Origin of the sequence: Exiguobacterium sp. s102, from assembly GCF_018618635.1 — a bacterium.
In the GTDB taxonomy this organism is placed as follows: Bacteria; Bacillota; Bacilli; order Exiguobacteriales; family Exiguobacteriaceae; genus Exiguobacterium_A; species Exiguobacterium_A oxidotolerans.
Genome location: NZ_JACSML010000003.1, coordinates 117,127 through 129,850 on the forward strand (window position 1 = coordinate 117,127; position 12,724 = coordinate 129,850).

Annotated in this window: 13 protein-coding genes; 5 read left to right on the forward strand and 8 right to left on the reverse strand. The window is 46.1% G+C overall.

Annotation, left to right across the window (positions count from 1 at the left end; all coding sequences use genetic code 11):
* The first annotated feature begins 246 nt into the window (after positions 1-246).
* The gene (locus KNQ02_RS10365) at positions 247-1,032 is read left to right on the forward strand and encodes an alpha/beta hydrolase family protein (RefSeq protein ID WP_088838193.1); all 786 of its coding nucleotides are present in this window, start codon (positions 247-249) and stop codon (positions 1,030-1,032) included.
* 17 nt (positions 1,033-1,049) lie between these two features.
* Here KNQ02_RS10365 and KNQ02_RS10370 read toward each other — a convergent pair whose 3' ends face one another.
* From KNQ02_RS10370 to KNQ02_RS10380, 3 genes are read right to left on the reverse strand one after another with little or no spacing between them, the layout of a single operon-like run.
* Positions 1,050-1,622, reverse strand: a complete 573-nt coding sequence (locus tag KNQ02_RS10370; RefSeq protein ID WP_088838194.1) for a ferric reductase-like transmembrane domain-containing protein — start codon at positions 1,620-1,622, stop codon at positions 1,050-1,052.
* Complete coding sequence (locus tag KNQ02_RS10375; protein ID WP_214808409.1) at positions 1,610-2,500, reverse strand: FAD:protein FMN transferase; 891 nt, start codon at positions 2,498-2,500, stop codon at positions 1,610-1,612. The genes KNQ02_RS10370 and KNQ02_RS10375 overlap by 13 nt, the downstream gene beginning before the upstream one ends.
* Positions 2,501-2,511: 11 nt before the next feature.
* On the reverse strand, positions 2,512-2,823 hold the full coding sequence (locus KNQ02_RS10380; protein ID WP_214808412.1) for a hypothetical protein: 312 nt from the start codon (positions 2,821-2,823) through the stop codon (positions 2,512-2,514).
* A 112-nt stretch (positions 2,824-2,935) separates the two neighbouring features.
* Here KNQ02_RS10380 and KNQ02_RS10385 point away from each other — a divergent pair, with 112 nt between their 5' ends.
* The 3 genes from KNQ02_RS10385 (at position 2,936) to KNQ02_RS10395 (ending at position 5,260) form a co-directional block, all read left to right on the forward strand.
* Positions 2,936-3,613: a response regulator transcription factor gene (locus KNQ02_RS10385; protein ID WP_088838197.1), complete on the forward strand. Its 678-nt coding sequence runs from the start codon at positions 2,936-2,938 to the stop codon at positions 3,611-3,613.
* Entirely contained in the window at positions 3,606-4,772 is a 1,167-nt protein-coding gene (locus KNQ02_RS10390) for a sensor histidine kinase (RefSeq protein ID WP_214808415.1), read from the forward strand. Before KNQ02_RS10385 ends, KNQ02_RS10390 begins: the two co-directional genes overlap by 8 nt.
* An 80-nt stretch (positions 4,773-4,852) precedes the next feature.
* Positions 4,853-5,260 carry a DUF2231 domain-containing protein gene (locus KNQ02_RS10395; protein ID WP_088838199.1) on the forward strand — a complete coding sequence of 136 codons (408 nt, stop codon included), beginning with the start codon at positions 4,853-4,855 and terminating at the stop codon, positions 5,258-5,260.
* Positions 5,261-5,344: 84 nt separating this feature from the next.
* Here KNQ02_RS10395 and KNQ02_RS10400 read toward each other — a convergent pair whose 3' ends face one another.
* From KNQ02_RS10400 to KNQ02_RS10420, 5 genes are all read right to left on the reverse strand, one after another.
* Positions 5,345-6,580: a DEAD/DEAH box helicase gene (locus KNQ02_RS10400; protein ID WP_088838200.1), complete on the reverse strand. Its 1,236-nt coding sequence runs from the start codon at positions 6,578-6,580 to the stop codon at positions 5,345-5,347.
* Positions 6,581-6,682: 102 nt separating this feature from the next.
* Positions 6,683-6,982 (reverse strand): DUF3817 domain-containing protein, encoded by a 300-nt coding sequence (locus tag KNQ02_RS10405; protein WP_088838201.1) that lies wholly within the window; start codon positions 6,980-6,982, stop codon positions 6,683-6,685.
* Between the two features lie 76 nt (positions 6,983-7,058).
* Positions 7,059-8,024: a ring-cleaving dioxygenase gene (locus KNQ02_RS10410; RefSeq protein WP_088838202.1), complete on the reverse strand. Its 966-nt coding sequence runs from the start codon at positions 8,022-8,024 to the stop codon at positions 7,059-7,061.
* 121 nt (positions 8,025-8,145) lie between these two features.
* On the reverse strand, positions 8,146-8,346 hold the full coding sequence (locus tag KNQ02_RS10415; protein WP_012371797.1) for a cold-shock protein: 201 nt from the start codon (positions 8,344-8,346) through the stop codon (positions 8,146-8,148).
* A gap of 260 nt (positions 8,347-8,606) precedes the next feature.
* On the reverse strand, positions 8,607-10,985 hold the full coding sequence (locus KNQ02_RS10420; protein WP_159173227.1) for an immune inhibitor A domain-containing protein: 2,379 nt from the start codon (positions 10,983-10,985) through the stop codon (positions 8,607-8,609).
* A 245-nt stretch (positions 10,986-11,230) separates the two neighbouring features.
* Here KNQ02_RS10420 and KNQ02_RS10425 point away from each other — a divergent pair, with 245 nt between their 5' ends.
* The gene (locus KNQ02_RS10425) at positions 11,231-12,724 is read left to right on the forward strand and encodes an HD-GYP domain-containing protein (RefSeq protein ID WP_088838204.1); all 1,494 of its coding nucleotides are present in this window, start codon (positions 11,231-11,233) and stop codon (positions 12,722-12,724) included.

Below are 12,724 nucleotides of genomic sequence, written 5' to 3' on the forward strand. Positions count from 1 at the left end.
TGCCGACTTGAATCGCTTCCATATCGAAAAGCGGGCACCCGCCGCTCGGAGACGAGACAAGGCGGAAACGCGCAGCAGACTACAAGCTAGTCGATTTCAAGCACACCTCCATCCCGGCTCTCAAACGGCGGGGCGCAAAACGTTCTTTTCCTACTTTATTTTTTGTTCATAGACTTAACGATTGCTTTGCTTCCTAACTTGTATCACACTATGAAACATACGAAACTTTTTAAAGGAGCGAATGAGATGGAAACAATCACGAACAAAGCTAGTCTTTCTTTAATTGCCATACCGAGCGGAGGGAACGAAGCGCTATTTTGCCGTCTGTATTCTCCGGCAAGTACAGGTCCTGCTCCGTTAATCGTCCTCTTCCACGGGTTTCCCGGGAAACAATTGAACATGGACTGGGCGGTCCGTCTCCAAGAAATCGGCTACCATGTCCTCGTGACCTCTTATCGCGGCAGCATCGGCAGCCCGGGTGCGTTCCGTTTTCGTCATGTCCTGGAAGATGCGACAGCGATCATGGAGCACGTCGCTTCTCCGACCTTTACAGAACAGCATGATGTGCTCGGCGACCAAATTACGATTGTCGGTCACAGCATGGGTGGATTTGCTGGTCTACACGCGTTTGCTGCTGTTCCGCACATCAAACACTACATCGGAATTTCTCCGTTCAACTTCGGTCTAATCGGTCAACTGATCCTCGACTACCCGGAACACGAGGACGCCTTACGCGGTGTTCTCAGCCGCGGTGCGTCTTTCCTTACAGCGACTGACGGTGACACGTTACTCGAGGAGTTAAAAGCTAACCATGCGAGTTGGAACCTTCTTGCGCTCAAGGAAGAACTAAAGAACCGCTCGGCATTGCTCGTCACATCTGAACGGGATGAAACATCCGTCAAGGCGCTCCACCACGACCTCCTTCAAAACGCCGGTTATTTCGAAGAACTGGTCGTCGACAGTGATCACAACTACATCGAAAATCGGGAAGACGCTTTTGTCGCGTGGACGAAGTGGCTCGAGCAACAATGAATAAAACCGGAATCCTCTTAAGACGTCGAGGATTCCGGTTTTATTTGTACTTTTGTTTTAGGACGTAGGCGCATCCGGTAAAGAATCAATGTGATAAATGTCAGTGTCGAAGCCACGTACCAGATTGTCGTAAACAACGTTCCCGTATCTGTCCCGATGAAGAGACCATGGAGCGTCATCAATCCCCAAGCTGGTAAGACAAGCCAGTGCGTTAATTTCCATAAGGTTTTTCCGAGCGTCTCTTTTAGGAAGTCCGACGTGATCAGGACAAAACCGAAGAGATAAAGACTGATTGTCCCAAAGGCATTCCACAGTGGTTCGTAAGAAGCGTTGCCTGGTATCAAAATCTCGAGGATGGATAGCGGTGCATACGTATCCACGACAATCAACGTCGCGTGGAGGACAATCGCGAGCAGTCCGGCCCATCCGCCATAGAGGTGGACGTTATGAAGTCGTGCTTTTTGTTTTCGGAGATTCGGAAACGAGCCTAGTAATCCAGCTAATACGGATAATGTCATCAAAAAGTGACCCGCTAGCCCACTGAGACGAATCATCGTCCAGGTCGAAAACATCCATTTCAACCAGTCCATAGTGCACATCCTCCTTTCTTCTCAGATATAATTTCACCTGACGCGTCGAGTAACAATAATCGTCCATTCGGAAACCATCTGAATAACTTCTCTTGCCGTTCCTGTTCTGTCATCTGAAAAGCAAGTTTCGTCATTACTTCTGCTTCATACAGCTCTGGAGCAGAAGCCGTCACTTGAATGAGCGGTGTCTCAATCGGTCGCCCCGTTTTACCGTCAAGTAAGTGATGATTCATCCGTTCGCCGACATGCCAGGAGCGATAAATTCGATTCGAGGTTGCGATTGCCCCTTGTCGAAGGTTGATTTCCGCGATTTCTTCGTCTGTATGCGGATGTGTAATGCCAATCTTCCATGGTGTTTCGTCTGACCAGACGACGACATCACCGCCAGCTTCAATCAATCCGCGTCGTCGTTCTTTCCGAAGCCGTTGCGCCACCATCATTGCGGCTGCGCCTTTCCCGATTCCACCTAAGTCAATTGCTCCTCCACCGACACGTGTCACTTCAAGTCCTTCGAGAATAAATGGTGTAATCTCTGGGGGACCAACCCGTTCCGACTCAGTCGCATAGTGAAACGGAAAGGAATCCCGGTATCCGTTTGCCTGTTGTTGTTCAAGAAGAAACGGAGAAAAATAGTGCTCCGTCTGTTCAAAATAACGAATCGAACGCTTTAGTAACCGAGCGAGTGGTAACGAAATCGATAAGGTTTCACCGATTCGAAGGCGATTCAACCGATTCACTTCACTCGCTTCAGCAAACCGTGACCACTCTCGATCAACATAGCTGAAAAATCGTTCAATCTCCTGCCACTCTTCTTCAGGAATCTGATTTTCCGTCACGAATCGAATCGTATTATGCATCGAATAGAGTTGTCGTTCCATCACTTGACCTCCTATTTCGAGTGACTCGAGCGTCCGTCGCTATTTCCGCTCGGCTGGCTGAATCCGGAAGAATCCTCTCCTGACCATCCATCATCATCATCATCATAATAATATCCGCCATCATCGTCTGACTCCTCGTCACCATAAGAATCCCCTTGCATCGGTTGACTCGGGAAATTCGTTTCATTCGAATACGTATCCCCTGTACTGACCGGTGTCGTCGATTGTCCATCTGAGCTGACACTTAATTGACCAATCGCTAGACCGATAAACACCGTACTACTTAAACCGACCATCCATTTTGCAAACGGCTTTGGTTTCATCTTCCTTCATCCTCTCTCGTTTGTTGTTATCTTTACTGTAGCGCTAAAAACTGATAACTAGCTGACGGCAACTATGGGATAATAAGAAAAAATGAACGCGGGGGGAAAATTCATGCGTGTATTGATTGCAGAAGACGATCAGCGGCTCGCAAAAATGCTTCGACTCCATCTCGAACGTGCCGGCTACCAAGTCGATGTCGCACACGATGGTGTCGATGCACTCAATCAATGCCAGACATTTCGTTACGATTTGCTTGTTCTCGATTGGATGATGCCTCATAAAAGTGGGGTTGAGGTCGCAGCTGAACTTAGAAAAAATCGTTTTGAAGGTGGTATTTTAATGTTGACGGCACGTGATACAGAAATCGACCTCGTCCATGGTCTCGATAGTGGTGCCGACGACTATCTCGTCAAACCGTTTCAATCGAATGAATTGCTTGCCCGTCTCCGCGCATTAAGTCGTCGACAAAAAAAGGCCTTCGTCGATACGGTATCTTTTCAAGGACTTGAACTCGATGTTTCATCGCAAATGATTTCCTATAATCATCATCCACTTGAATTGACACGTCGTGAATTTGAATTTCTATCACTCTTATTACGTCGACCGGAACAAGTGATGGGTCGCGAACTGATCATCGAAGTCGTCTGGGGAATTGGTGCCGACGTTACGGACAACGCTCTCGATGCCTTGGTCCGTCTCGTCCGCAAAAAATTAGAGGCGGTTGGCGCTCCACCACTCATCAAGACCGTCCGCGGTTTCGGGTATCGTCTTGGTGACCACCATGCTTGAAGTGATCCGAAAACGGCTGACCCTTTTATTCAGTGGGACCTTCTTACTGTTATTAATCCTCATACTCGTTGGCGTCTACTTTACGACGGCACGGTTACTCGACCAAACAGAGCTCAATCAATTAAAAAACATCTCGAACCGTGACGTCTTCGAACGAATCGAACATGGTGAAGATCGCTTGACACCTAATCCGATTTATTTTCAAGTGCTGGACGAAACGGGTGAAGAACAGTATTCGAGTCTTCCGGATGATTTAACGGAAGAGACCGTTCAGCGTTTCGTATCCTCTGCTCAAGAAACTGAAAAAGTGACTGTCGAGGATCACCATTTTTTATTGTACAAACGCGACACGAACGAAGGCTCCATCGTTCTTTTAAAAGAAACGTCCGCTACACGCGATACACTCCAACGTTTAATCGCTGTCTTATCTGGAATCGCCGTCTTATCGACGTTGATTTTGATGGGACTCAGTTATGTTCTCGCCGGTCGAGCCGTCCAGCCCGTCCAACAATCTTTCGACCGGCAACGTCGCTTCACGTCGGACGCCTCCCATGAACTGCGCACACCGCTGACGATTTTATATAGCGGAATCGAATTGCTTGAAGCTGAACCGCTCAGTCGTGAGGGACAGACGATTCTCGACGATTTGAAAGCCGAGACGACTTCGATGCAATTACTCGTCGCGGACTTGCTGTTGCTTGCCCGCGGGGGTCAATCCATGACCCTGCAATCCGTTGATTTCAGTACGCTCGTCTCAAAGACCGCTGAACGGTTCGCCCATACATTATCCAACCGGACACTACGAATCGAGATTGAACCGAACCTCTTAATTAAAGGAGACGCTAACCAATTGACGCGCTTATTAATGGTCTTTCTAGAAAATGCTTCCGTCTACAGTGACGGACCAATCAAGGTCCGCTTGTCAAAAGCCCCTGGCGAAGTTCAGCTGACAATCGCTGATGAGGGAATCGGTATCCCGAAAAGTGATCAGGCAAAAATCTTCGAACGCTTCTATCGCGGGGACCACGCTCGCCACGGAACAGGGACCGGTCTCGGCCTCGCAATCGCTAGCTCGATTGCTGATGCCCATAACGCGAGCATCGAGGTCGACTCCAGTCCAAATGAAGGAACACGGTTTACGATTCATTTCCCTCATTAAGTAAAGCCGTCAGCTAACTATCAGGTAGCAGGGGTAAAGTAATGAATAGTCATACACTCATTACTTAAGGAGGATTTATCATGCTATTCGGTGTTCCGCTCCACCCCTTACTCGTCCATGCTCCAATCGGTCTGTTACTGTTCGCTACACTACTATTATTCTTTAGTTTAAAATGGGTTCAATTGAAATTGTTTGCTCTGATTACCTTATTCACCGGTCTCCTCGCAGGGGTCGCTGCGTATCTATCCGGAGATGAGACAAAAGACTATGCCCGTTCGACGTTCAATGCGACACGGGCTGCGATTGAAGATCATGAACACTTTGCGCTTTACAGTCTGATTGCTTTCGGTATTTCCTTTGTATTGTTGATTTTCAATTATCGATCAAATAAAAAAATGCTTCTTATCTTCAGTCTAATCGTCGCTGTGATTGGTAGTGGATTACTTGCTTATGCCGGTCATCTCGGCGGACAGATGGTCTATAAATAACACAGACCAGTAAAGCGTCTCTTCAACGATAAAAAATCCCGTTTCCGATGAATGGAAACGGGATTTTTCTGTAGATTGATTTGTTTACTTCCGGTGTGTCCGTCCTGGGCGACGATTATTCGACCGGCGTGTATTGCCACGGCCTTCCGTTGTCGGCTTTTTCGTGCCTTTACTCTGGTCATGCTGTGCCCGAATCATTTCATCTGACAATTCGACGACGATTGGTGTAACTTCGACCCCAAGTTCACGTTCCATGTCACGGAAACTCCGACCGTCTTTCGGTGTGACGATTGAAATCGCGACGCCGTCGTTCCCGGCACGTCCCGTCCGCCCAATCCGGTGGACATAGCTTTCTGCATCGTCCGGCAAGTCATAGTTGAAGACGTGTGTGACACCTGTGACATCCAGTCCGCGTGACGCAACATCGGTCGCAATCAAGAATGGTGTTTTCCCTTGATAGAACTTCGACATCGCCTTTTCACGTTTTCCTTGCGTCAATCCACCGTGTAACTCGTCCGTCGGATAACCTTGCATTTGCAATTCTTCGTTTAATTTCGTTACGCGACGTTGCGTCCGACAGAAAATGATTGCGGCATACGGGCGCATTTCGTCGAGCATCGTCCGAAGTGTCGCTTGCTTACGACGATCCGTCGTTTCGACGACGAATTGTTCAATCGCATCGACCGTTACTTTTTCAGCTTCGACTTGAATTTCAATCGGGTCACGAAGGTACGTTTTCGCGAGTTGCTCGACTTTTGGTGGCATCGTCGCAGATAACATGACGAATTGACGATCGACCGGTGCTGCTGCGATGATATCTTCGATTTCCGGTAAGAAACCAATTTGAAGCATCTGATCGGCTTCATCTAAGACGAGTGTCTTCAGCGCGCTCAAATCGAGTGTTCCCCGTCCGACATGGTCTAAAATTCGTCCAGGTGTCCCGATGATGATTTGCGGCATCCGTCCGAGACGTTGGATTTGTTTAAAGACATCTTGTCCGCCGTATACAGCCAGTGCCCGAATGTCTTCCATATTCCGAATCAACTTATGTGTTTCGTCGGCAATCTGACGCGCAAGTTCACGTGTCGGTGCGACGATCAATGCTTGGACCGTTTTACTCTCTAAATCGATTTGCTCGAGAATCGGTAACAAGAAGGCAAGTGTCTTCCCTGTACCTGTTTGTGCTTTTCCTATTAAATCACGTCCCGCAAGCAAATGCGGAATAGCTTGTTCTTGAATCGGTGTCGGCTGTTTGATGCCTTGCTTTTGTAGTTTTTTTATCCACAGTTCTTGAATGTTTAATGTTTCGAATGTTGACATAGTATCCTCCTAAAAATTATCCACAGAAAAAAGCTGTGGATAACCTGCTTCGCATAGACAAAAACAGTTATCCACAGCCGTGCTTTTACTAGTATACACAATTTACGCGTTTGTTGCTTCCTGTTTTAGCTTTCGATCGAGTACAAACGTACCAAACGGAATGAAGGATGCGATAAAGGCGATACCTGCTTTGACAAACGACCAGCGGTATTTAAATTTAACGACGACAAGCCATAACGCATACATGACAAACAACACACCGTGCATGGCTCCAACGACCGAGACTGCCTCAGGAATTCCTGCCATATATTTTAACGGCATCGCAATCAGCAACAATACTAAAAATGAAATTCCCTCTACAATCGCAATTAACCGAAATTGACCTAACGTAGTTCTTAACATCCCGTCACTCCTTTTCGTGATTCTTTCTTTTAGTATACGGGACGTCGACGTATCTGTGACCCGTGTCACAGGATTGTCAGATTTCGAGTGGACGAAGACGTGCTTCAATCTGCTCACGTTGTGGTTCTAAAAATGGTGGTAGTGCGAGTGTCTCTCCTAACTCCTCAATCGATTCATCTGTCGCAAATCCCGGTGTATCCGTCGAAAGCTCGAATAAAATATGATTCGGTTCCCGGAAGTACAAGGCTTGAAAGTAATGGCGATCAACTTTTCCGGAGTTCGGAAGACGGTAGTGGTTTAAACGCTCGACCCATAGATCATATTCCGCACTGTTCGGTACGCGGAACGCGACATGGTGGACACCGCCGCGACCAAGACGTTCTCGATCGAGATCCGGTCGCGCTTCGAGGTGGACTTCGGCTCCGATTCCTCCTTGACCCGTTGCATACACTTCAATATCCGCAAACTCACCCGCAAGCGACGGATAACTGCCGATTTTTTTAAAACCGAGGACTTCCGTCAAAACGAGCGCTGTTGGTCCCGGGTCGTTAACGGTCAATGTCACGGCACCTAAGCCGACGATTGCATGTTCTGCTGGAATCTCGTCGTGTTTCCAAGGTACGCCACCCGGGACGCCTTGTTCCCCATCTTCTGCGACGAGAATCAAACGTGTCCCTTCTTGGTCACGAAAGGCAAGCGTTTGTCGCCCTGCCCGTTCGATGATTGAATCATGATCAATCTCTTTTTGCTCAAATCGCTGTGCCCAAAACTTGAGTGCTGCCGTTGTCTTAACGCGAAGTGATGTTGAAGAAATACTCGATGCACCAGGTACACCTGTTCCGAGATGCGGAATGTCGAAGAACGTCAGATCAGTCCCCGGATTTCCTTCCGCGTCCCCATAAAATAAATGATACGACGTCGTGTCGTCTTGATTCACTGTTTTCTTAATTAAGCGCATTCCAAGGACTTGCGTGTAAAATTGATAGTTCCGTTCCGCCATCCCGGTCAAAATTGAAACATGATGAATACCGAGTAATTCCATCTTTGCCACTCCCTTTTGAATTTGATTATATGCAAAGCATAGCGCACAGATATCTTAAATTCAAGATATTAAGACAATAAAAAAACCGCTCTTCCGAAGAAGAGCGATTGAATAGTTGAAATTAAAGTTTTACGACGTTAGCAGCTTGTGCTCCACGTGCGCCTTCAGTGATTTCGAATTCAACTTCTTGACCTTCGTCAAGTGATTTGAAACCTTCACCAGTGATTGCTGAGAAATGTACGAATACGTCTTCTCCGCCTTCAACTTCGATGAAACCGAAACCTTTTTCTGCGTTAAACCATTTTACTTTACCTGTGTTCATGGGAACAACCTCCAAAAATAAATTACTTAATACATATGACGATGCATATGAAAGAAATTCATTATTGTCCCGAAATACATGGAGCGACGAAAAGATTGTTCGTGACGCAATGTGAATCAGTAGTGACAATAACAATATTAAGCTAACGTCAGTATAGTATGGATGCGCTTTAAAAGTCAAGTTGTCTGACCAATATTTTTTCCAATTGATTCCACTTTTCAAAAGAAAAACAGACCTGGTTTCCCAGATCTGTTTTGTTCTTAACGGTGGATCCAGACAGCTCCAGCAGAGTTATCTTTCGCTTCACCGATGACTTGAATTTTAAGACCATTGTTCGGAAGAAGTTTCCCTGCATCCGGGATCAATTGGTTGATATACGATTTAGAATCATCGAATTTCGTTACACCTGAGAGACCTTTGTAGTCGTAAAGACCACGTGTTGGTGAATCGATCAACCAAGAAGGTGCTTTATCGTAGCTGAATGCAGCATCCGCAACTTGGTAACGTGTGCTACCTGATACGACTGGCTTGCCTTTAAGCGTACCGACGATTGCTTCAGGGTGTGAATCGACGACACCGAGGAATCCTTCACCCGGGTGAACACCGACCCAGTTATCTGTGAAGCTAGAATCTGCGTACCAAACGACGAGACCTGTGTTGTATTTCACGCCACGCGCATGCTCAAGTGCTTTATCTGAGCCTGCGTAGTTACGCCATTCGAGGTAGTACGCATTGTCAGCATAGCTGAAGCCGTCAGACGCGATGAACCCGTCGAGTTTAAACTTCGGTGTACCTTCTGCATCATCTTCGAAGACGACTTTACCGTCGACTGTCAATTTCGCGTTATCAAGTGCGAAACCGTCGAGTGCAAGACCAGCATCACCTGTGTAATCAAATTTAAGCGTTACTTTTTTGCCTGCAAATTCGCTGAGGTCGTATGATTTATCGACCCATGCACCTTTTGAAGACTCAGCACGTTGATCACCATCAGTATCTTCGTCACCGATGACGTCGATGACTTTTTCTACTCCACCAGCTGTTGCTGTAACTGTCAAGAAGTCATAATCGAACTCGACATCAAAGTACGCTTTGTAATCAAATTTAGCAGCTTTAGCAGCTGTCAAATCGAATTCTGGTGACGTCATTGACGTATGAAGATCGTTTCCTTTTGTGCTGTAATAGTATTTTTTACCGAACGCCGGTGCAATTCCTTTGACCGGTTTTTTCGGTAAGTCTACTTTGATGATTCCTGGGTTTTTCGATTTTGTAACACTTTGATCGATATAAGAAGCAGTTCCTGCTTTTGATAACGAATCAAAATCGATTGTCTCGATATTCGCCCAGTTTCCACCCATCACGTTTTGGAAGAATTCTTTATTTTGTGGTGAGAAACTTGTTGGTTCTGTTCCGGCAACTTTCCCGTTCCAGCTACCGCCACTCATGATTGACCATGATGCGACCGGCTCGCCTTGACCTGTGTACTGTGTATCGTACTCATCTGGAAGACCTAAGTCATGACCGAATTCGTGTGCGAAAACACCGACCGCGCCGTCTTCAGGTTGAACCGTGTAATCGTAGGCAGCCATTTTACCGCCCCAATAGTTTACTTTCGCTACCGAGTCAGCAACAGGATATACGTTGCCGAGTGTCCAACGGTGTGACCAGATTGCGTCATCTCCGAGCGTTCCGCCCCCAGCTTCTTGTCCTGTTCCTGCATGGATGATCATCAAGTGATCGACGAGGCCGTCCGGCTCGTTCAAGTCGCCGTCTCCATCCATATCGTATTGGTCGAATTGATCGTACTCTGCTAAGTTGATGCCTGATTTTACTGCAGCATTCAACGAATCTTTAACGAGACCACGTGGACCCTTAGCGCCTGGAAGGTTATCGTTTCCGCCCGCTGGATTATCCGAACCGTAGTCTTTGGCTGTACCTGGAACTGTTAACCAGTTCGAGACCTTACCATCAACCGTGTAGCTTCCGCCTGACTGTTCTTCATAATACTGTTTAAATGTCTTGACCTTGTCTCCGTTAAAGAGTTCGAACTCTTTATTACCAAACATTAAATCTTGATAATGCTTTTGGTTGAAGTCATTCGAATACATGTATCCATCTTCTTGCACAACATTGTTATGCTTAAAGTCACTGTACTCAACGAGTAGAACAAGGACTTTATCTGTCCGTGTATCACCGTTGTATTTTGCTTGTTTAGCTTTGTCGACTTTGACAAACCCATCTTTTTTACCTTTTTTATAATTATCGTGCTTCTTGTTCAACTGTTTTGCGAGTTGATCTTTTTGTTTCGTCAAAAAGTCTTTTGTTTTTTGATCGAATTCTTTCGCTTTTTCTGACTCATGTTCAGCTGCTGGTTTACCGTTCGACTTTTTATCCAAATACTTTTGGACAGCCTTTTGTTTCTCAGCTGCAGATGATGCTTTTGAGACGACCCCACGATCCTGCAATACTTTTAAGAGACGTTCCTGATCGACTGTGTTCAAGTCCATCGGCGCTCCTACTGCTGCTTTTTCAGCAGCATCAACAGATTTTACCTTCCCACCAGGTAAAACCGGACTAACTGCGAATGCAGCTGCCGTGATTCCAGATAAAACGGCTAAGCTAAGCTGTTTCTTTTTCCCCACGTGAACTTACCCCCTATGTAGTAGTGAAAAGCACACTTTTAATATACTTTTCTGAATATTCAAATCATATGTTATTTTAGTTCGTTAATCAATTAGTTTTTGTATAATTAGGACTTTATAACTATACCTATTTTTGGAATTTAGTTTAATATTCTTACATCGTGCCGATATTAATAAGATAGACCATTATATAGTACTAGAAAAATTCTTTGCTGCACGCTTTGATTAAGAAGAGGAGGAATTCCATGCAACCTTTAAAACGTTTTGAGCGACAAGTCTTAACGAACTATTTAATCGGCTCATTCGTTGCCGTTTTCGGTGTCGGCAGTTTGTTCATCTTCGAAACACTGACCTTCAGTCCACAAGAGCGGATACTCTTGCTTGGTATCATGGCAGGATCTGTCACCCTGATGTTCAGCTTGGAATATACAATCTATCGCCGACACGTTCGGTCCCTTTATATAGTATTTCAATCAAAACAGCCCACTGCTGACGAATTGACAATTGCTTTTCAGACGACGCATCGCTTCCCGGTTTTGACGATGCAACGTATTCTCGGTCCACACTTTCTCGGATTATCACTTCCTTCTTCTACCTTGACAGCTTTCGCCATATACCGTGGTTGGCTCGACATGCCCTACTATTTGATTGGTCTCGCTTGTTTCGGAGCGATTCTCGTCGCGATTCTTCATGCTCTGATTGAATTTTTCCTCACTTACCGGGTCACGGAACCGATGTTGCTCGAGTTGACGAAACGATCTCAGGCGGCAGGTTACGGCGACATCGTCTTAAAGAAACAACATATGGTCAGCTTGCGCCAAAAAATGTTGATTAGTACACTCGTCATCGGTGTATTTCCAATCTTACTGTTCGTCCTCGCTTCTGCCGTTCAGTTAACGGAAAACGAAAGTCTTCAGTCTTATTGGAGTTGGGCGACGTTAATTTTGATTGTCATCCTCTGCCTTGCGACATTTTGCAGTCTTCTACTATATGAAAACATTAAAAAACCGATTCTTGCTTTGCAAGAAGGAGTTGCTCAAATCGAGTCGGGTCAATTGAATACGATTTCCAATCCCTACTCCGATGAATTCGCACACTTGATTGGCGGATTTAATTTGATGGTTGAAGGAATCGAAGGACGCGATTTAGAAAATGAACGCCTTTTAAATAGTTTATTTACGTTGTTTGCCGCGACTTTAGATGCTCGCGATCCTTATACGGCAGGGCATTCTTTACGTGTAGCGGAATATTCCGTTGAAATCGCCCGTGCCGCTGACTTACCTGATGAACAAATCGAGTTATTACGAAAGTCTGCTCTTCTTCACGATATCGGTAAAATCGGTATCCGAGATGCCGTTCTTTTGAAGGAAGGACGGTTAACGGAAGAAGAATTCGATGAAATCAAACGCCATCCGGTAATCGGTGTCCATATTTTATCGCAAGTTGATTTACCAGAGACGTTACAACCGATTCTTCCCGGGGTAAAGTACCATCACGAGCGTTATGATGGCAAAGGCTATCCGGAAGGCTTGACCGGTGACGCGATTCCGCTTTTCGGACGAATCATGGCAATTGCCGACGCCTATGATGCCATGACTTCCGATCGCCCCTATCGAAAGGGGATGCCCGCCGAACGAGCATTGTCGATTCTTGAAGAAGGAAGCGGCACACAGTGGGACGCAACTTTTACTAAACTCTTCTTAGACTTAAAACGACGGAACTTGACTACTGCTTCTTGA

Bases quoted from the DNA above. Each gene is read 5' to 3' on its own strand.
- KNQ02_RS10365 (WP_088838193.1), top strand. From the start codon at position 247: ATGGAAACAATCACGAACAAAGCTAGTCTTTCTTTAATTGCCATACCG.
- KNQ02_RS10370 (WP_088838194.1), bottom strand. From the start codon at position 1,622: ATGGACTGGTTGAAATGGATGTTTTCGACCTGGACGATGATTCGTCTC.
- KNQ02_RS10375 (WP_214808409.1), bottom strand. From the start codon at position 2,500: ATGGAACGACAACTCTATTCGATGCATAATACGATTCGATTCGTGACG.
- KNQ02_RS10380 (WP_214808412.1), bottom strand. From the start codon at position 2,823: ATGAAACCAAAGCCGTTTGCAAAATGGATGGTCGGTTTAAGTAGTACG.
- KNQ02_RS10385 (WP_088838197.1), top strand. From the start codon at position 2,936: ATGCGTGTATTGATTGCAGAAGACGATCAGCGGCTCGCAAAAATGCTT.
- KNQ02_RS10390 (WP_214808415.1), top strand. From the start codon at position 3,606: ATGCTTGAAGTGATCCGAAAACGGCTGACCCTTTTATTCAGTGGGACC.
- KNQ02_RS10395 (WP_088838199.1), top strand. From the start codon at position 4,853: ATGCTATTCGGTGTTCCGCTCCACCCCTTACTCGTCCATGCTCCAATC.
- KNQ02_RS10400 (WP_088838200.1), bottom strand. From the start codon at position 6,580: ATGTCAACATTCGAAACATTAAACATTCAAGAACTGTGGATAAAAAAA.
- KNQ02_RS10405 (WP_088838201.1), bottom strand. From the start codon at position 6,982: ATGTTAAGAACTACGTTAGGTCAATTTCGGTTAATTGCGATTGTAGAG.
- KNQ02_RS10410 (WP_088838202.1), bottom strand. From the start codon at position 8,024: ATGGAATTACTCGGTATTCATCATGTTTCAATTTTGACCGGGATGGCG.
- KNQ02_RS10415 (WP_012371797.1), bottom strand. From the start codon at position 8,346: ATGAACACAGGTAAAGTAAAATGGTTTAACGCAGAAAAAGGTTTCGGT.
- KNQ02_RS10425 (WP_088838204.1), top strand. From the start codon at position 11,231: ATGCAACCTTTAAAACGTTTTGAGCGACAAGTCTTAACGAACTATTTA.